Annotated in this window: 20 protein-coding genes and 6 pseudogenes; 15 read left to right on the top strand and 11 right to left on the bottom strand. The window is 59.0% G+C overall.

From position 1 onward, the window contains the following. Positions 1–46: 46 nt before the first annotated feature. The 3 genes from RFM41_RS32505 to RFM41_RS32495 are packed head-to-tail and all read right to left on the bottom strand — an operon-like array spanning position 47 to position 3,829. Positions 47–1,369: an NAD(P)/FAD-dependent oxidoreductase gene (locus tag RFM41_RS32505; protein WP_320253308.1), complete on the bottom strand. Its 1,323-nt coding sequence runs from the start codon at positions 1,367–1,369 to the stop codon at positions 47–49. Between the two features lie 11 nt (positions 1,370–1,380). Beyond that, on the bottom strand, positions 1,381–2,907 hold the full coding sequence (locus RFM41_RS32500) for an aldehyde dehydrogenase (protein WP_320253309.1): 1,527 nt from the start codon (positions 2,905–2,907) through the stop codon (positions 1,381–1,383). Continuing rightward, a complete protein-coding gene (locus RFM41_RS32495) occupies positions 2,885–3,829 on the bottom strand; it encodes a dihydrodipicolinate synthase family protein (protein WP_320253310.1) in 945 nt (314 codons plus the stop codon). The genes RFM41_RS32500 and RFM41_RS32495 overlap by 23 nt, the downstream gene beginning before the upstream one ends. A 308-nt stretch (positions 3,830–4,137) precedes the next feature. On the opposite strand from RFM41_RS32495, the gene RFM41_RS32490 reads away from it, so the two are divergent. From RFM41_RS32490 to RFM41_RS34290, 6 genes are all read left to right on the top strand, one after another. Beyond that, entirely contained in the window at positions 4,138–5,226 is a 1,089-nt protein-coding gene (locus tag RFM41_RS32490; RefSeq protein ID WP_320253311.1) for a quaternary amine ABC transporter ATP-binding protein, read from the top strand. Next, positions 5,226–6,206 (top strand): ABC transporter permease, encoded by a 981-nt coding sequence (locus tag RFM41_RS32485; RefSeq protein ID WP_320253312.1) that lies wholly within the window; start codon positions 5,226–5,228, stop codon positions 6,204–6,206. Before RFM41_RS32490 ends, RFM41_RS32485 begins: the two co-directional genes overlap by 1 nt. Next, positions 6,203–7,189, top strand: a complete 987-nt coding sequence (gene proX / locus RFM41_RS32480; RefSeq protein WP_320253313.1) for a glycine betaine/L-proline ABC transporter substrate-binding protein ProX — start codon at positions 6,203–6,205, stop codon at positions 7,187–7,189. Before RFM41_RS32485 ends, proX begins: the two co-directional genes overlap by 4 nt. Before the next feature lie 828 nt (positions 7,190–8,017). Continuing rightward, positions 8,018–8,818, top strand: coding sequence for a CmcI family methyltransferase (locus RFM41_RS32475; protein ID WP_320253314.1), 801 nt, complete (start codon positions 8,018–8,020; stop codon positions 8,816–8,818). A gap of 429 nt (positions 8,819–9,247) precedes the next feature. Beyond that, entirely contained in the window at positions 9,248–9,508 is a 261-nt protein-coding gene (locus RFM41_RS32470; protein WP_320253315.1) for a helix-turn-helix domain-containing protein, read from the top strand. 237 nt (positions 9,509–9,745) lie between these two features. Further along, positions 9,746–10,027, top strand: coding sequence for a hypothetical protein (locus tag RFM41_RS34290; RefSeq protein WP_347344052.1), 282 nt, complete (start codon positions 9,746–9,748; stop codon positions 10,025–10,027). Between the two features lie 132 nt (positions 10,028–10,159). Here the strand turns inward: RFM41_RS34290 and RFM41_RS32465 are convergent, their stop codons facing one another. From RFM41_RS32465 to RFM41_RS32455, 3 genes are read right to left on the bottom strand one after another with little or no spacing between them, the layout of a single operon-like run. Next, a complete protein-coding gene (locus RFM41_RS32465; RefSeq protein ID WP_320253316.1) occupies positions 10,160–11,206 on the bottom strand; it encodes a GlxA family transcriptional regulator in 1,047 nt (348 codons plus the stop codon). Further along, a complete protein-coding gene (locus RFM41_RS32460; protein ID WP_320253317.1) occupies positions 11,206–12,315 on the bottom strand; it encodes a mandelate racemase/muconate lactonizing enzyme family protein in 1,110 nt (369 codons plus the stop codon). The genes RFM41_RS32465 and RFM41_RS32460 overlap by 1 nt, the downstream gene beginning before the upstream one ends. A gap of 8 nt (positions 12,316–12,323) precedes the next feature. Then, positions 12,324–13,880, bottom strand: a complete 1,557-nt coding sequence (locus tag RFM41_RS32455; RefSeq protein WP_320253318.1) for a trimethylamine methyltransferase family protein — start codon at positions 13,878–13,880, stop codon at positions 12,324–12,326. Between the two features lie 143 nt (positions 13,881–14,023). Between RFM41_RS32455 and RFM41_RS32450 the strand changes: the two genes are divergently transcribed. Further along, a complete protein-coding gene (locus tag RFM41_RS32450) occupies positions 14,024–14,935 on the top strand; it encodes a LysR substrate-binding domain-containing protein (protein ID WP_320253324.1) in 912 nt (303 codons plus the stop codon). A gap of 13 nt (positions 14,936–14,948) precedes the next feature. Here the strand turns inward: RFM41_RS32450 and RFM41_RS32445 are convergent, their stop codons facing one another. Continuing rightward, a complete protein-coding gene (locus tag RFM41_RS32445) occupies positions 14,949–15,116 on the bottom strand; it encodes a hypothetical protein (RefSeq protein WP_320253319.1) in 168 nt (55 codons plus the stop codon). 19 nt (positions 15,117–15,135) lie between these two features. Between RFM41_RS32445 and RFM41_RS32440 the strand changes: the two are divergent. From RFM41_RS32440 to RFM41_RS32420, 5 genes and pseudogenes are all read left to right on the top strand, one after another. Next, positions 15,136–15,549, top strand: a pseudogene (locus tag RFM41_RS32440) (hypothetical protein); the annotation flags it as partial. Between the two features lie 471 nt (positions 15,550–16,020). Beyond that, positions 16,021–16,353, top strand: a pseudogene (locus tag RFM41_RS32435) (transposase); the annotation flags it as partial. 605 nt (positions 16,354–16,958) lie between these two features. Further along, positions 16,959–17,198 (top strand): hypothetical protein, encoded by a 240-nt coding sequence (locus tag RFM41_RS32430; protein ID WP_320253325.1) that lies wholly within the window; start codon positions 16,959–16,961, stop codon positions 17,196–17,198. After that, positions 17,179–17,946 carry a class I SAM-dependent methyltransferase gene (locus RFM41_RS32425; RefSeq protein ID WP_320253320.1) on the top strand — a complete coding sequence of 256 codons (768 nt, stop codon included), beginning with the start codon at positions 17,179–17,181 and terminating at the stop codon, positions 17,944–17,946. Before RFM41_RS32430 ends, RFM41_RS32425 begins: the two co-directional genes overlap by 20 nt. Before the next feature lie 342 nt (positions 17,947–18,288). After that, positions 18,289–18,525 carry a hypothetical protein gene (locus tag RFM41_RS32420; protein WP_320253328.1) on the top strand — a complete coding sequence of 79 codons (237 nt, stop codon included), beginning with the start codon at positions 18,289–18,291 and terminating at the stop codon, positions 18,523–18,525. Between the two features lie 248 nt (positions 18,526–18,773). Here RFM41_RS32420 and RFM41_RS32415 read toward each other — a convergent pair. Next, positions 18,774–18,890 (bottom strand): annotated as a pseudogene (locus RFM41_RS32415) (integrase core domain-containing protein); the annotation flags it as partial. A gap of 87 nt (positions 18,891–18,977) precedes the next feature. On the opposite strand from RFM41_RS32415, the pseudogene RFM41_RS32410 reads away from it, so the two are divergent. Next, positions 18,978–19,241: pseudogene (locus tag RFM41_RS32410) on the top strand (transposase); the annotation flags it as partial. A 421-nt stretch (positions 19,242–19,662) separates the two neighbouring features. Here RFM41_RS32410 and RFM41_RS32405 read toward each other — a convergent pair. Further along, positions 19,663–20,700 carry an IS110 family RNA-guided transposase gene (locus RFM41_RS32405; protein ID WP_320253327.1) on the bottom strand — a complete coding sequence of 346 codons (1,038 nt, stop codon included), beginning with the start codon at positions 20,698–20,700 and terminating at the stop codon, positions 19,663–19,665. A 114-nt stretch (positions 20,701–20,814) separates the two neighbouring features. Beyond that, positions 20,815–21,259, bottom strand: a pseudogene (locus RFM41_RS32400) (transposase); the annotation flags it as partial. A 375-nt stretch (positions 21,260–21,634) separates the two neighbouring features. Between RFM41_RS32400 and RFM41_RS32395 the strand changes: the two are divergent. Further along, the gene (locus RFM41_RS32395; protein ID WP_320253321.1) at positions 21,635–22,918 is read left to right on the top strand and encodes an ATP-grasp domain-containing protein; all 1,284 of its coding nucleotides are present in this window, start codon (positions 21,635–21,637) and stop codon (positions 22,916–22,918) included. Positions 22,919–23,094: 176 nt separating this feature from the next. Beyond that, entirely contained in the window at positions 23,095–24,114 is a 1,020-nt protein-coding gene (locus RFM41_RS32390; RefSeq protein ID WP_320253322.1) for a prephenate/arogenate dehydrogenase family protein, read from the top strand. Positions 24,115–24,240: 126 nt separating this feature from the next. On the opposite strand, the pseudogene RFM41_RS32385 reads toward RFM41_RS32390, so the two are convergent. After that, a pseudogene (locus tag RFM41_RS32385) lies at positions 24,241–24,412 on the bottom strand (IS630 family transposase); the annotation flags it as partial.

The raw sequence follows: 24,412 nt of genomic DNA, 5'->3' as shown, positions 1-24,412 counted from the left end.
CGGCTGGATCCGGGGACCTGGCAGCACCGCAACGAGAGACCTAAATTTAAAGCTCTTTACCAGCGCGCCTTTGCATTGCCCATAGCTTCACCGGCGCTCCGATCGACATCAGCGGTTCCGGATAGAGCCGAGCCGGAGCCGGCTCGTTCAGGGCCTCCGCCACCATCGGCTCGTTGCTGCCGGCGGCAAGGTCGGCGGCAAGCATGCCGTAGAGCGTGCCCTGCACCGTTCCCAACCCATTGCAGCACCCGGCGACGAACACCCGCTCCTCGACTTCGCCGAAGGCGGGAGCGGAATTGAGGGAAAGACACAAATGCCCTCCCCAGCGAAACTCCATCGGTATTTCGCCGAGCATCGGGAAGCGTGCCCGGAAGGATCGATCGTGAGCCGCGCCGATCCGGTTGATCTCGCTCTCGCTGGTCGACATGTCCGGGTTGTAGGTGAAGGTGTTGCGGACGACGATACGGTCGCCGATGCGCCGGATGGTCGATCCCATCGGATCGGCCGGGATCAAGCCCCAATGCGGCTCACCGCCCAGAGCCGCTTGCTCTCTCTTCGAGAGCGGCCTGGTCATGCTGGCATAGGTGAACACGTGCAGCAGGCGTTTCTTGAAAAAGCCAAAGCTTTCGAGATGGCCGTTGACTGTCAGGATCAATCGCGGCGCGGTGATCTCGCCCTCGGCCGTTTTCACCGTATGCGATTTGCCGGTCTGCAGCGAGATCACCGCGGACTTCTCGAATATCTGCACGCGGTTCGACAGGCCTTCGGCTACACCACGGATGAAGCCGGCCGGCTGCGCCATCACGGTTCCCGGCGTAAACGTGCCGCCGACGAAGAACTCCGTTCCGGTGATTTTCTTCAGTTGCTGCCCGTCAAGCCGCTCGAATGGCTCGTCGAGCCCGGTCAGATGGTTCTCAAACGCGCGCAGGACGCAGAGTCCGTGATCGGTCGCAGCCCCATGGAACTTGCCGGCGCGAATGAAGAAGCGCTGCAGTCCGTATTCATCCGCCGCCGAGGCTGAAAATTCGATCGCGGCGCGGTTCATGCGAATGCGCTTGCGGTCGTGGTCCTTGCTTCCGGCATAATTGTCGCCGCCAAGCTCATGCGGCAGATCGATCATGAAGCCCGAGTTTCGCCCGGCCGCACCCCAGCCGACACGCTGGGCATCGACAATGGCAATCCGGTCGTTCGGAACCAATTGTGAGAGGCGCCGCGCGGCCGCGAGACCGGCGAAGCCGGCCCCGACAATGACCCAATCGGCCTCATAGTGGCCGCGCAGCACCTCATACGCCTTGGGAGGCGGCAGTATTCCATACCAGCCGGACATGTTGATGTCGGCAGGCGTCCTTACGGCCTGATGCATGCTCATGGCTCGTCGGCTTAGTCGACCGCGCGCGAGACCTTCGGGTCGGAAATATCCGCCCAGATGGTCTTGAGCTCGGTGTACTGGTCGTGGGCGTGAAGCGACTTGTCGCGCCCGCCGAAGCCCGAAAGCTTGAAGCCGCCGAACGGGGTCGTGATGTCCCCCTCGCCGTAGCAGTTGATGGTCACGGTGCCGGCGCGGATGTCGCGCGCGATGCGATGCGCCTTGCCGAGATTGGCGGTGAAGATCGAGGCTGCGAGCCCGTATTGCGTGTCGTTGGCAACCCGGACCGCCTCGTCGGCGCTGGCCACCTTGATGACCGAGAGCACCGGACCGAAGATTTCCTCGCGCGCGATCGTCATTTGCGGCGTGACGTCGTCGAAGACGGTCGGCTCGATAAAATAACCCTTGCCGTGCTTGTGGGCGTTGCCGCCCGTCACGATTTTGGCGCCTTCCGACCGCCCCTTCTTGATGTAGCCCATGATGCGGTCGAACTGCTCCTTCGACACGATGGCGCCGAGCCGGTTGCCCGGATCCAGCGGCTCGCCCAAGGGCCATTCCTTGAGCTTGTGAAGGACGGTCTCGACCAGGCGGTCCTTGATCTTCTCATGCACGATCAGGCGTGAGTTGGACGAGCAGTTCTCGCCCATGTTCCAGAAGACGGCCTGGGTGACATGCTGCGCGACGACGTCGAGGTTCTCGGCGTCGTCGAGCACGATGCACGGGTTCTTCCCGCCGCATTCGAGCACGATGCGCTTCAGGTTCGACCTTGCGGAATATTCCAGGAATTTCCGGCCGACATCGGTCGAGCCGGTGAAGGCGACCATGTCGATATCCGGATGCATGCCGAGTGCCTTGCCAGTGATCTCGCCCGGACCGGTGACGATCTGCAGGACGCCGGGCGGCAAGCCGGCCTCATGCGCAAGCTCGGCAATCCGCAACGTCGACATGTTGGTCTGCTCGGCCGGCTTGACGATGACGGAGTTGCCGGTGGCGAGCGCCGGCCCGATCTTCCAGGCCAGCATCAGGATCGGGAAATTCCAGGGCAGAACGCAGGCGACCACGCCGACCGGTTGGCGCACGATCAGCGACACGACGTCGTCGCCCGACGGCGAGGTCTGGCCGTAGAGCTTGTCGGTAGCCTCCGCGTGCCATTCGAGACAATGCAGTGCCTCGGGAATGTCTATGGTTGAGACATCGTAGATGGGCTTGCCACTTTCGAGTGTCTCAAGCACCGCCAGCTCATGGACGTTTCGCTCCATCAGCTTGACTAAGCGCCGCAGCACGCGCTTGCGCTCGCTCGGATGCGCGCGCGACCACGTCCCCGATTCAAACGCCAGCCGCGCCTTCTCGACAGCGAGGTCGACGTCGGCCTCGCCACAGGAGGCTATCCTGGCGATGACCTGTCCCGTCGCGGGGTTGACGGTCTCGAAAGTCTCGCCGGATTGTGCCGCCCGCGCCTTGCCGTCGATCACCGCGTTGGTTGGCAGCGGCAGACTGTCCGCCAGGTTCTGGTACTCATCACGCGTTAATAGCGATGACATTCTCGGAAGCCCTCTTCTGGGATTTTGCGGTGATGGAGGCGATGACGGTTTTAAGGGTGCGGATCGTCGTCTCGAGTTCCCGCTTCTGCTCGTCGTCGAGCGCGCGCATCGGCCGGCGCACCGGGCCGGCCGGCAGCCCAGCCAGCTCGCAGCCGAACTTAATGCTCTGCACGAACTTGCCGCCCTGTTCGAGAACGCGCATCAAGGGCAGCAGCGCCGACATGATCTGCCGGCCCTTGGTGAAGTCCTTCTCGACGACGCAGGCTTCGTAGAGCGCGATGTGCTCCGCCGGCAGGCAGTTGCCGGCGCCACAGACCCAGCCCTTGGCACCCCAGGCGAAAAATTCGAGCGCCTGATCGTCCATGCCGCAGAACAGGTCGATATGCGGATAGTCGCGCGCCAGCGCGTGCAGCTGGTTCATGCTGCCGCTGGATTCCTTGATGGCGCAGAAATTGGTGCTGCGGCCGACGCGGTCGAGGAATTCGAGATCCATCATCGTGCCGGTGCGTCCGGGATAGTTGTAGAGCATCACCGGCAGGTCAGCGGCCTTGTCGATCGCCAGCGCATGGTTGGCAAGTTCCAGCTGCGTGGGGACGGCGTAGTATGGCGAGCCGATCAGGATGCCGTCATACTTCAAATCCTTGGCGACCAGCGCGTATTCGATGCAGTCCTCGGTCCGGATGGCGCCGACGCCGCCGATCAGCGGCACCTTGCCCTTGACCATGTTCTTGGCGAGTTTCAGCAGGCCGACGCGTTCATCGCGCGACTGGGCGTAGTACTCGCCGGTCGTGCCGCCGATGATGATGCCGTGCACGCCCGACGACACCAGATGCTCGACCATCACGCAGAAGCCGTCGCGGTCGATCGATCCGTCCGCGTGAAAGGGCGTGGTGACGGGCGGAATAATGCCTTTGAACGACATCGGCCTGGCTCCAATTTGGCTTCAGGCTGATTGTTATATGCAAGGTTTGCGCAGCCGGCAGTCGAAATAAAATCACGCGACACGCTACTTTTTTGCGCAAGCTTCCAGCGTCATACATTGAATCCCATGTTGCAAGCAGTCCTTGCCGCCGTTCAAGAAAGGGGCTTGGACCCGGTTATCCGGCCGCGCGGCGAAAAAGTAGCGTGTCGCGTGAGTTTATTTCGACTCCGCCGGCATCGAATCTTCGATAGCGTGGTTTCCTAGTCGTTCGGCAGTGATCCAGAAACGACGTAAAAATGGGAACAGGGATGAGCAAAGCGCCTCAAGAGGCCGTAATTCGATGCGAGGGAATCTGGAAGGTTTTCGGAGCAAGGGCGAAAGATGCGATCCGTGCTGTCAAGGCTGGACAGCTGACCAAGACCCAAATCCGTGACGAACTCGACTGCATAGTTGGTGTGCGCGACGCAAGTTTCAGCGTTGGCCGCGGTGAGATCTTCTGCATCATGGGATTGTCGGGCTCCGGGAAGTCGACTCTCATCCGCCATATCAATCGACTGATCGAGCCCACCGATGGGGCCGTCTACATCGAAGACCGGAACGTCAATGCCATGGGCGCAAAGGAGTTACGGCAGCTTCGCGCAGAAAAGATCGGCATGGTGTTCCAGAACATGGCGTTAATGCCTCATCGCAATGTTCGCGACAATGTAGCATTCGCCCTTGAGGTGAGAGGGGTTCCGGAAGCCAAGCGTCGCGATGTCGCGCGCCAGGCAATCGAGGCGGTTGAGCTGGCCGGCTGGGATCTCAAATATCCCGACGAACTGTCTGGCGGAATGCAGCAGCGCGTAGGTCTCGCCCGCGCGATAGCTGCGAACCCGACTATATTGTTGATGGATGAACCGTTTTCGGCGCTCGACCCCCTGATAAGGCGTCAGCTGCAGGGAACGTTCATGGAACTCTCAGCTGAACTCCACAAGACGACGGTCTTCATCACCCACGATCTCGACGAAGCAATCCGCATCGGAGACCGCATTGCTATCATGAAGGATGGCGTCCTGGTGCAGGTCGGTACGCCGGAAGAAATCGTCACGAACCCAGCCGATGACTATGTGGCGCAGTTCGTCAGCGGCATCTCCAAACTGGACTTGGTCACAGCGGCCAAAGTTATGCAGCCATTCGAGCGATATCGGCAGGAGATCAATGAAAACGATCTTTTGAGTTTTCCCGTTGCCCAATCCACTGACAAGTTGAACGCGCTCGTCGATCTGTCTATCGGAGCCAATCATCCAATTCTTGTTAAAGAAGGAGAGGCCATAGTCGGCGTCGTAACAAAGGATGCTCTGCTGCGCGGGATTCAGGGTCATGATGACCTAACTGGGGCAAATCGGAGGGCCAACTAATGACCGACGAAAAGAGCTTCAACTGGCTAGATCCGTTCTCGAGCATCGATCTTGACATCGCAGGCCATTCAGACGGAATCAAGCAGTGGGCAATCGAGCATCGCGAAGCGATCCAGCCTCTCAAGATGTTCCTGGATGGGTTGATCCAGGGAATTGAGCGAACTTTTCAGACCATCCCTCCACTGGTTATGTTTGCCATCATTTTGCTGATTGCCTGGCAGGCTGCAGGCCGTCGCACCACCATCTACGTCGCCTGCGCGTTACTCGTTCTCGGGTTCCTCTCCCCAGAGGCGTGGTCATTGGCAATGACCACCCTGGCCATTGTCGTCTCGGCCGTAATAATTGCCGTTATTATTGGGCTTCCGCTCGGAATACTGGCTGGAAAGAGCGATCGTTTCGAGACCGTTCTCCGACCAATATTGGACACGATGCAAACCATTCCGGCGTTCGTCTATCTCGTTCCGGTCGTTATGCTTATTGGGATCGGCAATGTCTCCGGCGTACTCGTCACGGTTATATTCGCCCTGGCTCCGCTAATTAGGCTCACCTCGCTCGGCATCCGGACCGTGAATCCAAGCGTCGTCGAAGCGGCAAAGGCTTTCGGTGCGACCCCCTCGCAGATCATGTTCAAGGTCGAGTTGCCAATGGCCACTCCAACCATCTTCGCGGGCCTTAACCAGACCATCATGCTGTCGCTGTCGATGGTGGTCATCGCGTCGATGATTTCGGTCAAAGGACTCGGCAACGAGGTGCTCCGCGCCATGGGGCGTCTGGATGCAGGCAAGGCCATCGTCGGGGGCCTGGGCATAGTGATGCTAGCCATCATCCTAGACCGAATAACTCAAGGCCTGAACCGTTCGGGGCGCGAGAGAGGGCACCGTCACTGGTGGCAGACCGGCCCCGTTGGGCTCATCGCGAACCTGTTCCCCAAAAGGCACTTGATCACCGTCAACAGTCTAAAAGGAAGGAGGAATACATGAAATTATTCTCTCTCACCGCAGCGATAGTGTTGTCGCTCATAGCCAGTCCCAGTCTGGCCAACGACAAACCCGGCGAAGGGGTCACGGTGCGTCCCGTCATCCAGCCGACCATCGAGGAAATGTTCCAGGCGCGCATCGTCTTTCACGCCCTGAAGGACCTCGGATACACGGTGGCCGACCCCCAGGAAGTGCTTGCGCAGACAGCCCATCTCGCGGTCGGCACCGGCGACGCCGACCTCTACACCGCCAGCTGGGATTCGCTGCACCAGAAGTTCTTCGAGGAAGCCGGCGGTGAAAAGGTGATGACCAAGATCGGCACCCTGGTCGAGGGATGCCTGCAGGGATACTTGGTCGACAAGGCTAGCTACGACGCTGGCGTCAAGAATTTGGGCGACCTCAAGGACCCAAAGATCGCCGCCAAGTTCTCCACAGACGGATCCGGCAAGGCTGACCTAGCAGGCTGTGTCCCCGGTTGGGGGTGCGAGCGCGTGATCGAGCACCAATTGACGGAGTACGGTCTCCGCGACACCGTCGTCCACAATCAGGGCGAATACAACGCAATCATCGCCGACACGATCGCGCGATTCAAGAATGGCAAGCCCGTGCTCTACTACACCTGGACGCCCTACTGGGTTTCCGGCGCGCTGGTTCCCGGGAAGGACGTCGAATGGCTGAGCGTGCCCTATACTTCGTTGCCGGACGGCGCCAAGGCCAATACCAAGTTCAACGGTAAGAACCTGGGCTTCGCGGTCGATAGCGAGCGCATCGTTGCCCGGAACGACTTCCTCAAGGCCAATCCGGCAGCGCGCAAGCTCTTCGAGGTCGCCAAGATCAGCATCAACGACGTCTCAGCCGAGAACAAGTTGATCGCGGACGGCGAGAAGAGCTCGGCGGACATCGACAAGCATGTCGACGCCTGGATCAAGGCCCACCAAGCCGACTATGGCAGTTGGCTCAAAGCGGCTCGTGACGCGGCCAAGTAAGGGTCGAGAGACGGGGCGCTGCGAATGGCGCCCCGTAACCGCTTTCTTCTTGGTCAGGCGATCAGCGAGAACTTCGCCAGCGGGGAACCGGAAGAACCGTGAACATCGGCTCGATCCACGATTGGGCTCGAATCCCGGCTTGATTCGCTGGTTTCACTCGATCGGTCCACAGACCGAAGGGCTCGTGAACCGGTCGAGCTTCTACGATCCTGAGATCAATCGCTCATAGAGATGGCGCCTCGAATTTCCCACTTGTCGCGGCCGGCGTGCCGCGCCTAATTGTTTTCGATTACGTGGATCGTGTGGGCGATAATCGCGTTGTATTCACTTTGACATAAGTTACGGTCGCGAAGGCCGTATTCGGTCAAATGATGCTCGATCACTTGTTCGCGGCCCCAACCCGCTACACAATCGGGCACGTCGGCTTTGCGGCGCAATCTTAGAATCTTTCAGGTCATTGAGGTTTATCACGCCCGCATCATAGCTGGCCTTGTCGACCAAATACCCTTGCAGGGCGCCTTCGACCAAAATGCCAACTGTGGTCGTCACCTTGTCTCCGCCTGCTCCTTGTAGACGGCGTCGTGCAATACCGCATCGGCCGGGGTCGCCGTATCGAGCTGCACCTGCGTATCAACAGGATCTTGACCATGTGACGCTGCGCTCGCTCATTTGCGCTGCGGATGTCGCCGCTGTGACACGCCGACGTCTCGGATCCGACAAATGCGCGAACATTTTTGTGGGCAGCTTTCGTAAGCGCGCGTAACCTCATTCCGCGAGTGGCACGCCGATTGCACCGGATGGAGGCAGGTGCAACATGGAGATAGAATTATGAAACTCGCTTCCGGGTATAAGGCTTTTTGGGATGCCGCCCACGAGAACTACCCCGATCAGATGAAGCCCGACGGGCTTCTCGATCAGGGGTGGCGAGAGTTCATTCCCGACTGGCTGGGAATGTTTGACACTATTAGCAACGTCCTGAATACAGATGATTCTGATCGCTTTGCAAAGCCATCCGATCGAACATGGATGACGGCTATCTTCCCATGGATTGCTGATAAGCGATCCACAAAAATTGGGGCCTTGGCTAAGACTTATAAAGGGCTGATACTTATCAAAACTCCTTTTGATCTTGCCTTATATCCCAGGTTAATTTGGGAGCTTCAGCCACGGACAATAATAGAACTTGGTTCATATCAGGGCGGCAGCGGACTCTGGTTTGCTGATAACATGTCAGTCCTTTGTGATAAGCCAGGTGAAGTTCACTCATTCGATTTACACACAAAGTGTGTCCATGAGAGTGCAAGACAGCATGAGTTGGTTACGTTTCATCGGATAGATCTTTCTAATGTAGCCAATTTTGACGATAATTTGCTAAGAAACCTCTCTCATCCTTGGTTGATTGTGGACGACGCTCACGTAGAGATATTCTCGGTGTTTTCCTACTTGAACAAATTTATGGAGAGTGGCGACTACTATGTCATAGAGGATAATCCTGTTCAGGTAAATAAGGAAATTATCGACGGTTTTAAGATGATAGAGGATGTTGGCTTCTTGGTAGATACATATTATACTGACGCGTTTGGAATTAATGTGACTTGTGCACCAAATGCATGGCTTCGGAAGTCGTGATTTTGGCTCTGATGATAGAGCTTCTGTGGGTCGCAATGCCGGCAGCACGTAGCTCGAGCTGCTGACGGTGCGATTCACAGGGATGCGCGGTCTATCGATCGCGGTCGGTCAGTTTATGCAAGGATTCTGTCGTAGCCGTTCCTGGACCTAAACGGACGTGGGGCTCGGTCTCTATGTTCGTGGCCATTGCGTGCCTCCACTGCACAGCAATACACGTCCCGACAGAACTGGTTAACTACACGACAAGCCGTTTGTGCCGTTGCACCAGACGTGGAGGTCGAAAGGTCGGTCAACAGCAGCGACCAAGCAAATGAATGCTTCGGCTTCAATCTGAATGACCGACTCCCATGACTCCGATTTCGAATTACCCCTTTCGCTGGACAGCTCGGTATCTAAGCAATCGTACTCTGCGAAGACGTTTTCCCGTGCATGGCGACCTGCCTTCACGTCTGTGTCCGCCGCAAGCTCTCTCCCGATCGGTTCACCGACGGCGTCCAGCTGACACCGCGCGAATATGAGTACCTTGAACGGGCGGTGCAGCGCAAATTCCTCGGGACATCGGCGGCATCCTGGGCATCAAGCGACGGACGGACTGCCGCTTTCCACTTGGAGAACGCCACGAAGAAGCTCGGGGTGCGCACCATGCAGGGCGTGGCGCGCTTCTCCGCCTCGAGGAAGGTTCTCAGCTGACGAAGCCCTGTTAATGCCGCAGGAACTATCAGGCCCAGCCACGCCGCGTCAGATCAACGGTGTGATCATACGAGCGCTCGTCGCGCCAATCCGGCCAGTCTAGAGTCCCCGATAGGGAATCAGGAAACCCCACGCCTTCAGGCGGCGGGATAGCAGCGTTTCCGGTGTAGATTGGCCGGCGGGAAGCATGGAAGCGGGATAGCCATCGTTTGGGATTGCGAGTATCACTTGGTTTGGGTGACGAAGTATCGCTATGCGGTGCTTGGCGGCGATGTTGGGGAATGGTGCCGGGAGTTGCCGGGAGACGGCACGGGCGCGCCCGGACGGCGGACTGATTCGGCTTTAAGCCGTAACCTGCTCCACCGCCCGAAGGCGGTGGAGCATTCATTCCAGAAACTCAAGCGCTCGCGGAAGGTCCGGCACCCAACTGTTCAAACGTGGTCCGCGACGCGTGAGTCTAATGCGCGCCAGAGACGAGACCGAATTCGTTCCGAGTACCGCGGGCGCAAGTTCTCATAGGCACCCGCAAGAATCGCTCATCTGCCTCCCGACTCGTCATCCAACTGAATTGGCATGGCCGAAGCTCTAATCAATTCAACGACTTCAACTTGCCGTGAGTTTAAACCCGTGAAAACCGTCATTGCTTTGGCCCTAGCCGAGGCCCGGCCCAACCCAGGCCGGCACCTCCGAGCGGCATTGCTGCGGAGTCATCTTATGGATGCTTTTGAAGCATTTGGAGAAATGGGACGCCGAGATGAACCCGCAGGCGATTGCGATCTCGATTAGCGGCATCCTCGTACCTTGGATTAACCGCTTCGCGTGATCAACCCGGATTTTCATGTAGTGCTTGGCGGGGGAGACGCCGACATGCTCTAGAAACAGGCGCTCGAGTTGGCGTCGCGAAATGCCGGCCCGTTTTGCAACCGCGTCAATCGAGAGAAGGTTATCGACATGCCCCTCCATTGTTTGGACGGCGACCACCAGCTTTTCGCTTACATTCGCGTAGGAAATTCCGGATGGAGCAGTCTGACGATTAGAGCCCGAGCGCTGCCCATCCACAATGGCGTGGCGGCACACTTCCTGCGCGACCGTAGCGCCGGCATGGCTTGCAACGAGATCGACCGCGAGGTCGAAAGCTGCGAGCTCACCGGCACAGGTTGAGTACTGCCCATCTTTCACGAAAAGTATTTCTCTTACACGCGGCTTGCGGAAGACTTCGGAAAAGGCGGCAAGCCTCGACCAATGGATGGTACAAGGAGCGTCCGTGAGCAGGCCGGTTTCGGCCAGCAGCCAAGTGGCTGTTCCTAGGGCCGCAATCGGGACTCCTTGCCTGGACATACGCCTTAGGAATGTATGCAATCGAGGCGTAAGCTGCCGTTCGACCTGCTGGCCAGCTATGATTACAAGTTGGTTCAGTAGCGGATGTGTACCGTTGATTTCTTCAGTGGCGACATCCACCGAGATCGAGATTCCATTCGCACCCGCAACCGTCTTTTTGTCGACCCCGACAATCTCCCAGCTAAACAATGGTGCCTTGGACAGCGCATTCGCCATCCGGAGCGGCTCGATATAAGCGTGTAGTGAAAGGTGCGAAAACCCGGGCAAAACCAAAACGCCAACGTGCAGCGCCCGATCGATCAATAGGTCGTGCGGCCACTCGATGGGTTTGATCGCGAGTACAGCAGCCGGCGCGTTCATCAGTTCCCGTAGGCGGCCACCGGCTTGCCGAACATGCCGGGTTCCGGTTTCACGCCCAGCCCAGGCCGCTGCGGCACGGCGATGTGCCCCTTTTCGATGACGACCGGGTTCTTCGCGTCGAAGTGCCCGTCGATATATTCCTGCGCGATCCAGGCGCCCTCCATGCGGCGTGGTTCGACGGTCGCGGCGAGGTGGACGCAGGCCGCGGCGATGATGTCGCCGCCCCAGGCGTCGTCGCAGCTGTGCGGCAGCGAGCGGATGGCGCAAAGGTCGCGCACCGTCGTCATCTTGGTGAGGCCGCCGAGGCGCGTCACCTTGAAGCCGAAGCCGTCGGCAATGCCCATCGAGATCGCCCTCAGCACCGCGTTCTGATCCTCGGTGTTTTCGTCCAGATACACCGGATGCGTTACCCTGCCTTTCAGCGTAGCGACTTCATCCATCGTGTTGCAGGGCTGCTCGAAGACGAAGGGGATCGCCTGGCAAAGCCGGTCGAGATGGATCGCGGAGGCGACCGTCAGGCCCCGGTTTCCGTCCACCGCGATGCGCGCCTTGTAGCGCACGGCTTCCCAAACCTTGTGGACGGTCGCCACATCTTCTTCGAGGTTGCGGCCGCCGATTTTCACCTGAAGGCGCGGATAGCCCGCTTTGACCTTGTCGGCCGCGATGAGGGCGGTCTCCTCCGGCGAGCCGACGATCAGCGAGTAATAGGCAGGCACACGGTCGGTCAGCGCGCCGCCCAGCAGCGTCGAGACCGGCACGCCGAGCCGTTGGCCAAGCAGGTCCAGGAAGGCCGTGTCGAACGCTGCCTTGGCGTAGCCGTGGCCGTTCAAGCGCTCGTCCATTCGTTTCGCCAGAAGCCTGATCGAGGCTATTTCAGAACCGATGAGCCCAGGCGCGATTTTGGCAATAGCCGCGCGGGCGCCCAGTGCATGATGCGGCTGGTAAACCGGTCCGATCGGGCAGGTCTCGCCCCAGCCCGTGAGCCCGTCATTCGTCACGATCTCGACGAGTGTGCTGTCGAGCGACTCCACATCGTCGCTCGCCATGCGGTAGACACCGCCCTTGACCGGCAGCCGCGTTGTATAGACGTTGATCTTTTCAATGCGCATGGCGTCGCTCAGTATTCGTCATTCAGTGCGTCGACCGCGGGGATCTCGCGCGATCGCTGGTCGATATAAGCACGCAACTCTTCGTCCTTCGCAATATCGAGCCTGGGCTCTTCATATTCGGCCAGAAGCCGGCGGGCATGCTCCAGCGCCCGCTGCTTTATGTCTTTGGAGCCGTCCGCATACCACTGCTCAATCGAGTTGTTGTCGAAGAGCTTCGGGATGAAGAAGGCGCGCTCGAAATTCGCCTGGGTGTGGGGGTGGCCGAGATAGTGGCCGCCCGGCCCGACGTCGCGCACGGCCGCCAGAGCCTCGTCGAAGTCGTCCCACTGGATGCCTTGCGTCATGCGATAACCCATGGCGCAGACCTCGGCATCGACGACGAACTTCGCGATGGAGCAGTGCATGCCGGCTTCGTTCCAGCCTGCCGAATGCCAGATGTAGTTGGCGCCCGACATCAGCACGGCCATCATCGTCATGGCGCTCTCATAGCCTGCCTGCGCGTCGAAGACCTTGGCGCCGCCGAGCAGGTTCGAAGTGCGCCAGGGCACGTTGTAGCGGCGCGCCATCTGGCCGATCATGAAGTTCATCAACGAGATTTCCGGCGTTCCCGCCATCGGCGCGCCCGACTGCATCGAGACGGTCGAAAGATAGTGCCCGTAGATCGCCGGGCAGCCCTTGCGTATCACTTGCGTATAGGCAAGCGCGGAAAGCGCCTCGGCATTGAGCTGTGCGACGGCCGCCGCAGTGGAGGCCGGCGTGTTCGCGCCGCCGAGAACGAAGGGCGAGCAAAGCACCGGCTGGTTGCGCCGGCAGAAGGCGCGCATCGCGCCCAGCATCACCTGGTCCCAGACCAGCGGCGAGTTGCCGTTGCAATTGCCCGTCGTGACCGCATGCGTCTCGAGGAAGTCCTTCCCGAACAGGATCTCGCACATATCGAGCACATCCTCGGCGTTCTTCGGCGAGGTGGTCATGCCCATGAAGATCTTGTCGGAATGCTTCATCGACGAATAGGTGATGTGAAGGTGTCGGTGCGCGACGACGAGGTCCATCGGCTCGACGATATGATGCGCCGACGAATGCAGCGCCGGCATCATATGCGCCAGCTTATGGAAGGTGCCGAGGTCAGCGATCGTCGGCCCACGCCTGACATCGTCGAGGTCGCGCATATAGGGCGCGCCGGTCATAGGCACGAAGATCGAGTTCGGCCCGCCGAGCTCGACATTCTTCGACGGATCGCGGGCGAAATATTCGATCCTGGAAGGAATGGTCTTGATGAGCTCCATGACCAGACCGCGGTCGAGATGAACGCGGTCATCCGCGCGCACGTCGGCTCCGACCCGCTTCCAGTCCTCGATGGCGATCGGATCGCGAAACACCACGCCGACATCCTCAAGGATCGCGAGAGAGGCTTGGTGGATGCGCTCGACCTGCTCGGCATTCATCGGCTCGACAACCGGCAGGCCGCGCTTCAGCGTCGGCAGCATGTCGATCTTCGGCGCCGTGCGGATCGTGCGCCGCGCTTCCCGCCCTCCTCTGCGAGAATAAGTTGGTTGAGCAACAGTCATGCTGGGCCTCCGGACGAATTGCGTTGCGGACCGACTGCAGACCGCAGGCAACTATTGCCTTACTCATGGAAATTGACCTAATGCAAAAGTCTCACCCCCGTGTTGACTAAAGAGCTGCTGTAGGGGGCAAACTTCGGTTGCAAATGGTTCGGCGATACTACGATCTACCGTCCCTGACGGCCCTTGCCGTTTTTGAGGCATCGGCGAGACACCTCTCGTTCAAGCTTGCAGCTGCCGAACTGAACGTGACGCCGGGAGCGGTGAGCCGGCAGATCAAAGCCGTTGAAGAGGAAATCGGCGTCCCTCTGTTCGTGCGGATGGGAAGCGGTGTCATCCTTACCAACGCTGGTGAGGATTTATATGCGGTATTGGCAAATGGTTTTTCGAAAGCCTCAGAGGTCGTCAGGACGCTAAAGCGCGGCGATCGTTCAAAGAATGTTACGATAGCCTGCTCAGATGCATTTGCATCGATGTGGTTGATCCCCCGCATGCCCGGCTTTTGGACCCGCCATCCCGAGATCGCGGTCGACCATCTTATCTCTGACAATTCGAGAGATTTCCGGCGCGCCGAAGTTGAGTTGCGTATCCGGTACGGATTTGGTTCGTGGCCCGATGAAACTACGGAATTGTTTTTGAACGACCTCATCTATCCGGTATGCGGCCCTGAGTTTGCCCAGGTGCACCGGGATGCAACGGCAGAATCGCTTTCTGAGCTTCCGCTTCTGCACGTCAATTGGGTTGATCCTGATTGGGCCGACTGGGACGAGGTTCTGCGTCGCGCTGGAATACCTCATGGAGCTCCCCGCGGTCGTAGGTTCGGCAAGTTCTCCGTGGCCCTTCAGGCTGCGCAAGCCAATCAAGGTATTGCCGTCGGTTGGCATCGCCTTGTTCAGCCGCTGATAGAAGATGGCAAGTTAGTAAGAATAACGGATCTCGAGCTGCCTGCGCCAGGTGGATATTACCTTACCTGGAACGACAATCGCACGCTGTCGCCGGCGGCCGAGCTGCTAAGGGAATGGCTGAGAGAGATCTCAGCCGAAGAACGGGCCAGCTAATTCGACCAATTTCTTACAGTTCCCGTCCGGCACGTCTTTGCATGGACCACAGCTTGAGCGGCGCGCCGACGGACATCAGCGGTTCCGGATAGAGCCGAGACGGAGCCGGCTCGTTCAGGGCCTCCGCGACCATCGGCTCATTGCTGTCGGCGGCAAGCATTCCGTAGAGCGTGCCCTGCACCGTACCCAACCCGTTGCAGCACACCCATATGTGCTACTCCGAGTTCAACGAGATAATAGATGCGATCGTGGACATGGATGCCGACGTCATTTCTATCGAGGCTTCCCGATCGCAGATGGAACTGCTCGATGCTTTTCATGGCTTCGACTATCCCAACGAGATTGGGCCGGGAATCTATGACATCCACTCGCCGCGTGTGCCAGGACCCGACGAAATGACGAGCTTGCTTTCGCTCGCTCGAGAGCGCCTTTCTGACGATCAGATTTGGGTCAATCCGGATTGCGGGTTGAAGACACGTCGGTGGGAGGAGGTCCGCCCTGCGTTGATCAATATGGCCGAGGCCGCGAAAAATCTAAGGAGCGCGGTGAGCATGGCCGCCGAAACGGTTAATGCGCCGCCGGCGCCGGCCGATGACGTGCACCGCCAGCCGTAGTCTCCGCAACGGGGCGAAGTCAGGAGGCGACTCGTTCATCAACACAGTTCGTCGTCTTGTCATGCCTGCCGATTCGCCAGCGGAGATGGTCCCTGACCCAATGCTCCGAGTGTATCGGAGCATCACGCTGCGGTAGATAGCTCTTCGGCATTGAAGCCATAGACCAGCTCACGGCTTGATGCGCTAATATATCCTCTTACACCGCTTCGATTGAAGTGGGTACTTGTGAGGTGAGAGGTGGGAGGAGCCTCGCTGTCGCTGATACGTGGCCATTGCGTTGATCCCTCCAAATGAGAGGTCGGAAGCCTTCACTCAGATCAAGGTAGGCGGAGGAGGGGCCCGCCTCAACCAACCTGGGCCTGGACACTTCCCCCGGTAGTGTGCTGAGAGTTCTGCAAATTCGCCGAGAAAGGGCGGTCATGGCAGGCTGGTGATGCTCAACGTCACCGATTCCCTGGAAGGGACGCCACCATGACCAAGACTGAAAGTAAGACGGCCAGCGCTGCCGCCGAAGACATTCTGCTTCAGAGCCCTGACGGCTTGCGTGAAGTGATCCGCACGGTGATGCAGGAGGTGCTCGAGGCCGAGATGGACGAGGCGCTGGGCCTCGAAGTCTCAAAGGGCGAGCGGACGCCGAAGCGGCTCGGCTACCGCTCGGGTTACTATGGCCGCACCCTTGTCACCCGTGCCGGCAAGCTTGAGCTGCGGGTTCCTCAGGACCGGCAGGGGCGCTTCTCCACCGAGCTGTTCGAGCGTTACCAGCGCTCGGAGCGCGCCTTGGTGGCGACGCTGGCGGAACTACATTGACATTGCGGAAGACCGGGATCGCCGCACCGGAAGGGTCATATTGACTTGAGATCGGCTTAACATTGCCGCTGCCGTCCGGATTCCCGGTGTGGTTTGTCCAGAGCATTATTTCATTTTGATGTGAGCTGTCCCAGATGTCGTAGGCGGTGTCCCAGGCGCCGCCGGAAGGAACATACTGGTTGAAGCTCCCAGTCAGAGTTTTAATCGAACTGAGCGGTTTCCCGACATTGAAAGCCTGGTGGGGATAGCTCTTGATACCTCCAGTATTAGGCTGGTTCGACCAAACGCTCCACTGGTTGTCTGCATACACCGAAATTGTCTGAGGCCCAGCGCCCTTTCCCTCCAGATATCATTGTTCCACGCCATGTGAAAAGTCCTCGTATGGCGCGCTCGACCTCCAGATCGGAGCGTTTGCCGAGACAAGTGCGACAGTCGATGACCTGGCTTGGTTCACAGCTTGCCTAAATAGATCATCATCGTGTCTGTCGACGTACCCCGCCGGGGAGGGCAGCGATCCGGTGCCTGGCGCGCAAATCCGGAAGATCGAGATCGAGCTTCTGGCGTGGTATCGCACGAACCAGGTCTGACGCCGGCTTTCAACCATTCCCGGAATCGGGTTCATCACGGCGACTGCCCTCGCTGCCACCGTCATCGACGCAAAAGTCTTCCACTCCGATCATACAAAGCCAAATGGTCGTCGTTACGAAAGGTCAGTTAGTGACTGTTGCCGAAAGTTGAATAAGGAACATAAAAATTTCACAAATGCTGTCTTTCAAAGCAATCTGCAATGTGCAAAGATCGAACTCAGATATGGAGAAGCAAATGAAATACGATATAGATGATCAGGTTCCAAAATCAGATATCGAATCGCATTTCGGCGACGATTACTTGCATTTTAGCGATCTGGTTAATCCTCCAGAGAGAACTGACCAGGAAGTGGCAGCCATTTGGGAACTTCTTGCACTTAGACAAGGCAGCGCAGTTCTTGAGCTAGGATGCGGTTATGGGCGAATTGCCAATCGATTGGCGGAAAAAGGAGCACAGGTAACCGGACTGGATACATCGCCAATCTTGCTAAAAAAAGCAGAAGCGGATGCGGCTGAACGCCAGGTAGAAGTCGAGTATGTTCTGGGCGATATGCGTTCACTTCCCTGTCCCTGGGGAGGTCGGTTTGACGCAGCGTTTCTGTGGTACACGACGTTTGGTTATTTCGATGAATCGGATAATGAGAGAGTTCTTCACGAAGCCTCTTCTTCACTGCGAAAAGGCGGGCGTCTGCTCATCGATCAGAACAATCGCTTCGCTCTGCTACGCGACAAGTCGCCTATCTGCTACGTTCTGCAGCGTAACGACGATCTAAGAATTGATATAATAGACAATGACGCGCTAACCGACCGTCGGAACTGCGAAAGGATCGTCGTCCGCAATGGATGCGTTAGACGAACGCGTCTTTCCACCAGACACTATGGGTTTCCTGAATACGTTCGTATGTTACAAAATGCCGGGTTCGAGACTGTTGAGGCCTATGGGCAGGAAGGCGGAGAGTTCACGTCCTATGGCCCGCGCCTCGTGATTGTCGCGTGCAAGTAGGTTGGTTCAGGGCGATGGTGATCTGCCACAGGTAATTTCCTCCAGATTGGACTCGGCGACTCTATGAGATGGGGTGATTGGGGTCTCGCCTGAGCCAAATTGAGGGCGGCTGCTCCTGTCGAGATGTGAGAACGTGGTCGATGTAGATCGTCACTAACATCAGGAGGAGAAGCCATGAAGTATTTTTTGCCGGACTTGACATGTCTTTGGAAGAGACCGCGATTTGTGTCGTCGACGAGAGCGGCCGGATCGTGAAGGAAGGGCGGGCGGCGAGAGAGCCGAGGGCCCTTTATGAAGCCTTGGTGAAGTCTTGCGGAAAATCGATCTGCCGCTGGACAGCGCTTGCCGAAGCGGCACCGCGGACAACGCAACAGCACCTCCGCCGACATCATCGCCGCCATGCGGCAACTGGCACTGATCGCCAGCGACGATCTGATTCCCGGCATTCTCAACCGCAACGGCCTGGCGACCGGGCATGGCAATCGCTGGACGGGGAACGGGTCACGGCGCACCGGTCGCATCACAAGATTCCGGTCTTCCGGCCGGCGCCGGAGGGCAACGAACCGCGGCTCAACCTGAACAAGGCCGCACGCCTTCTTGGCGTTGCACCGAAGACCCTCAGGCTCGCCGCCGAGATAGGCGAGATCGAAGGCGTTCATCCCCTGCCGGATGGTCCGCGGACCTTCAGCCGGTCAGAACCTCGGAAAGCCGCATGCCCTGCAGATCGTTCATCGCGCGCAACAGAACCCCAAATACCCGCAGGATCGCATCCCGATCAGCAAAGCCTATTCCTTCAACAACATAGACAGATGGTGTTATGAAACAGGATTGTAGTCGGCGCGCCACAGGGCGATGGCTACGCGCGCCCGAGCCAGCGAGGTAAACAGCGTCTCGTTGAGCAGTTCATCGCGCAGTCGGCCGTTGAAGCTCTCGATGAAGCCATTATCCGGCATGTTGTTCTTGCTGCCAGCGTTTGTTCGGTCGCCAGGTCGGGTAGGCTTGGCGCACCCGGGCCACGGGGCACCGGGAGCACGCAAGTGCGGGCAGGCCGTCGCATGCAGATGAACTGTCCTGCACACCACGCATACTGGTTGATGCTCAACCCTGCGCGAGGCGGTGCCCACAACCATCATCTGCGCAACGCCGAGTTCGCTACGCTGCGGCTCAGGCTGCTCAAGCTCGGCGCTCGCGTCATCGAAACCGTCTCGCGCATCCGTCTGGCCTTCGCCGCCGCCTGTCCCGAGGCAAGTCTGTTCCGGGTGCTCGCCAGCAATCTGCTACCGGCAGGACCATGACCGTTGGGGCAGCAGGCCCCGCCGAACCATACAGCTTCGACCCTCCAGCGCGTTCACAAGTCCAGACACAGCCGCGGTGAAAAAGACGCCGCGCCGCCACCTGTCCATCACTCACCGGCAAACAAACCCAGATACGTCATGAATAAGACGGGCTTCTGTAACGGGCCTCGACTTGTCAATCCCTCGTAACTCAGTCCGCCGCCGGGGTCTTGCTTCTGTCCGCAGTCGGCGCTTTTGGCCGCTGCCTGATGGGGTCTGATCGGGATCGGTCGGCCGGTCTAGGGATGCGCAGTCATCAAACGAGCTGCTCCCGTCTTAGCGGCCTAACCGGATCCACCGTCCCGGCAGGGACTTCGCAACGGCGGGGCTGGTGCCGGGGCCCGCCGTGTTCCTCCTTCTGCTTATCCTCTCATCGAATCCTTCAGCATGCGACGGTTGCGGCGCGGCCGGCCCGCAGGAATTGCTCACCGCTGCGCATCATGCGGTGCAGGACCACCGCCAGCTTGCGTGCCAGCGCCACCTTGGCCTTGCGCATCCCGGCGCGCTTGGCCACCGCAAGCGCCCACGACTTCAAGGCCGAGCTTTTCACTGGGCGTGTCAGCATCACATTGGCCGCCTCGTAGAGCGCCACACGCACGCCATGGTCGCCGATCTTCGAGATGCGACCGGTCACGTCGGTCTCGCCCGATTGGTACTTCTTCGGCGTCAGGCCGAAATGGGCGCCCACCATGCGAGAAGAACGGAAGCGTGCAGGATCGTCGATGGCCGACGAAAAGGTCGACGCCACCAAAGCCCCGACCCCCGGCACGCTCGTCGGATTGCGCACCTGCGCATCGCGCCGCGCCAGGCCGACAAGACGCCTCTCGATCGTCTTGAACTCACCGAGCAGCACCGCCCGCGCCTTGAGAAGAGCCTCCGAAATCTGCTCCAGTGTGTCATGATGGGCCACCAGTTCGCGAACCCGCTGCTCAAACGTCTTCGGCGTCGTCGGGCCAACCTTCAGGCCAAAGCCGCGCAGAACGCCGCGGATGCTCATCTCGACATCGTGCCGCTTCGACTGCAGCAGCTTGCGCGTCGTCAGCAGGGCGCGAACCTCCTGGGCCGGCAGTGACTTGCAGTGCACGGGCCGGAACCAGCCAAGCCGCATGAGTTGAGCGATGCCGCGCGCGTCCTTGCGATCCGTCTTGACCGGCATCGCCTTGAAGGCGTCGCGCACATGGCGCGTCTCGAGAAGCTCCACCGCCAGGCCGCACGCCTGCAACGCAGCAAACAGCCACTGCGACAGCGGGCCCGCCTCCAGCCCAATCCGCGCAAGCGGTACTTCGAGCGCTGCAAACCAGGCGATCAGCGCATCCGGTTCGCTCGCCACCTTCGCTTCCCTCTCAATCTTGCCCTGCCCGTCAACAACGCAAACACTGGAGCATTCCAATGACACATCAATCCCGGCATAATAGTCCACGGTCGTCTCTCCTTGATGTTTGGCGCTGGCTTCGGCCATGACGCCGTTCACACCATCTTGTGAGGGACGACCGCCTCGACCAAAACCCCTCGGTCGCCGGCGCGAGAGGCCCGTTACCCCATCTAGCAGCGGTTCGATCTTGCACATCCCTTTGGCAACGATCAGCCCGTATTCTGCTGCATAGCCGCGGATCGCATTGGCGAGCTGCGTGCGATTGCGGATCAGCCGGTCGCGCAGGCCGACCGGCCGGCTCATCGCCTCGCACAGCGCTTCGGCATCGGCCGCATCGTTCTTGCCGCGCTTGACGTACGGTTGATATATTGTATTGCGGAGGAATCAACTTCACTTCGTGCCCGAACGACCGCAGGAGACGCGCCCAGTGGTGCGAATCCGCCGCACGCTTCGATCGCTACCACCGTCGGCGACGCTTCTCGAACAACGCTGACACCTCTTGCGCCGCAGCTTCTTGCGAAGCACCGGCTCCTCAGCCGCGCTTACGTCATGGAGTTGGAAGACGTTGCTTTGACGTGTCGATGCCAATTCGAATAATTTGTTCCACGGACGGTCTCCTTTGCTTGAGATCTGCAACGACCTCATTCTGGCATATCGATGCCGTGCGGGGGCCGTCCACCCCAACATCATGCGGCGGCGCAAGAAGAGAAGCGATTGACCCGCGGGGCGACATGTCCGGAAATATCAGGAGGAGCTTGACCTCACGACCACAATCAGAGAAGGGCCTGCTAGACGCCCCGTGTCACACTGCTGACGAACAAAACGTCGCAACAGATTCTTCAAGTAAAATTCGCAGAATCTTTGCGACCGCAGATCGCTGACAATGTTACTGTTCCGCAAGGTCTGAGATCAAATACGGATCGCAACGCTTGTCTTGATTTATACCCGGATCGCCGCAGCGCACACAACGGAGTCGACGCCAATGGCAAGAAGAGCACTCATTCTCGTTGAAGGCACAAGGAGCAATGGCGCTCTATACGTCCAAGCGGCCAAACGTCTTGGTCTTCATCCAATTACTCTTTCGGCCGATCCAGATCAGTACGACTATCTTGCGACAAGAGGAAGTAATGCAATCAGAGTCGATACAGGCAATCTTGATGCGCTGATCGACAACTGTTCCCGCCTGGGTGCGGCCTCTGACATTGCCGGCATTACAAGCGCCGACGAGGAGGTCTATGCGACAGCTGGCAAGCTCTGCCGGCATTTTGATCTACCAGGACCGAACCCTGCATCCATTGAACGATGCTGCGACAAATTCGCTCAACGTGAGCTCCTTGCGCGGGCCGGCGTTCCATTACCTGCTTATCGCTTGGCAGCAAATCCTGCGGACGTAGAACGTTCTGCCGTGGAGATCGGCCTGCCTGTGATTCTTAAACCAGCCGTCGGCCACGGCAGCAGTGGTGTCCGATTATGCGGCAATCTTGATGAATTAGCCGAGCATACGACCTATTTGTTGGGAGGGGAGCACAGTTGGCAGTGTTCACCGAGGATACTGGTCGAAGAAGTCGCAAGAGGCCCATACTACAGTGCTGATTTAATGGGAAATGAGGTTATTGGGATTGAAGCAGCTGACTTCGACCGTCCACCGCATTTTGTCTTTCGTGAATGCATCTTTCCGGCCCGGCTAACTGATGACCAATATAAGCGTATGGCCGAAGTGTCGAGGAGTTGTTTGCTTGCTCTCGACCTTGGCTGGGGGCCAACAAACATAGAACTTCGGTGGACGAAACGTGGGCCGGTCGTTATTGAAGTCAATCCGCGTCTTGCGGGTGGGACCAATCCTCGACTGGTTCAGCTGGCTTACGGTATCGACCTCGTCACTGAGCACATCAAACTTGTCATCGGCAAAAAATGGGATTTGCGCAGAAGGCGTTCGCACACTGCGGCCTCGCGAAACCTGATCCCTGATCGTGATGGCACCCTCGATTGGATCAGCGGCAGCGATCGCGCGGCTGCTGTACCAGGTGTCGCCGAGGTCGAATTGTATGTTGAACCCAAGTCGCAAATCGTCAGAAAAGGCGATTACCGTGACCCGATCGGCCACGTCATCGCCACTTCACGCAACTCAGCTCGGACCCAAGCGATACTTCAACGTGCCCTGGACCGAATTAGTTGGTCGATCATACCATTTCCGGCCCTCGACGGACAGGTACAATCTGCGTCCCCTCACGAACATCGATGCAGTCGAGAGCAGGGCGGGTTTTGACCGATCGTCCACAGGACAAGATAAAGCCGCCCGTCTGCAAGCACTTGAGGACCGCGCGGTTACATTGTGAGGGGCGTCGCAGGCTACGGTTTCCCGGCGCGCTGCAGATGACGGTCGTATCCGAAGAAGCCAATGGTGGCGCAGACGCTGCACTCACGAATTCCTGAAAGCTATTCATGTCGAAATCCCTGTTTGAAAAAATCGCCCTGGTCGGCATCGGCCTGATCGGCTCCTCGCTGGCGCGCGTCATCCGCCGCGAGGAGCTGGCCGGCCATATCGCCATCACAACTCGCAGCGCCGGCACCGTGATGCGCGCCGAGGAACTGAAGCTCGGCGACAGCTACACGACCGACGCGAAGGAGGCTGTGAGCGATGCCGATCTCGTTGTTGTGTCGGTACCGGTCGGCGCCTCGGGCGCCGTGGCCAAAGAGATTGCGCCGGCGCTGAAGAAGGGTGCGATTCTCACCGATGTCGGCTCCACTAAAGCTTCCGTGATTGCTCATATGTCGCCCCACGTGCCGGAGGGCGTGTACTTTATCCCCGGCCATCCGCTCGCGGGCACCGAGAAGTCCGGCCCAGATGCGGGCTTTGCCGAGCTGTTCGAGAACCGCTGGTGCATCTTCACGCCGCTGGAAGGCACTGAACCCGCCGCGCTGGAGAAGCTCTCCGATTTCTGGCGCCGTTGCGGCTCCTACGTCGACACGATGGACCCCGAGCATCACGACATGACGCTTGCGATCGTCTCGCACCTGCCGCACATCATCGCCTACAACATTGTCGGCACGGCGGACGATCTGGAGACAGTCACCAAAAGCAAAGTCATCAAATATTCGGCCTCCGGCTTCCGCGATTTCACTCGTCTCGCCGCTTCCGACCCTCTGATGTGGCGCGATGTGTGCCTGCATAACCGCGACGCGATCCTCGAGATGCTGGCGCGCTTTTCGGAGGATCTCGCAACCCTGCAACGGGCGATCCGCTGGGGCGAGGGCGACAAGCTGTTCGATCTCTTCACCCGCACGCGCACCATCCGCCGCTCAGTCATCGAGGCGGGACAGGATGTCGAGGTTCCCGATTTCGGCCGCCAGGCAGTCGGGCGCCCGAAGGTGCAACAGCAGCAGTATCAGGCCACAGGCGTCTGCCTCGCGGCCCCCAGCCGCGCAGCAGCGCCATGTTGTCCCCGATCCAGGGATGAGTAGGCCGGATGAATCTCTCCTGCCGACCCGTGATAGATGACGTGAATTTTTTCAATTCTACCGCTCTCATCAGGGAGGCATCACGATAGGGGAGCGATCGAGAATCTGCAAACCGATGTGGATTGCTAGCTAGTGGAAGGAATCTAACGCCAGGTGCCCGCGTTTGGCGGGAGCGATGATTTTGTCCGGATCGGCGGTCCAGGTGAAGGGTTTGGGGTGATCGTTGTGCTCGGCGAGAAAGCGGTTGATGGCGGCTTGGAGATCAACGACCGAATGGAAGACGCCGCGCTTGAGGCGGCGT

The organism is Mesorhizobium vachelliae, from assembly GCF_033977325.1.
Classification (GTDB): Bacteria; Pseudomonadota; Alphaproteobacteria; order Rhizobiales; family Rhizobiaceae; genus Mesorhizobium; species Mesorhizobium vachelliae.
Note: the sequence above shows the minus strand (reverse complement) of the source record. Positions and strands in the feature narration are given on the sequence as shown.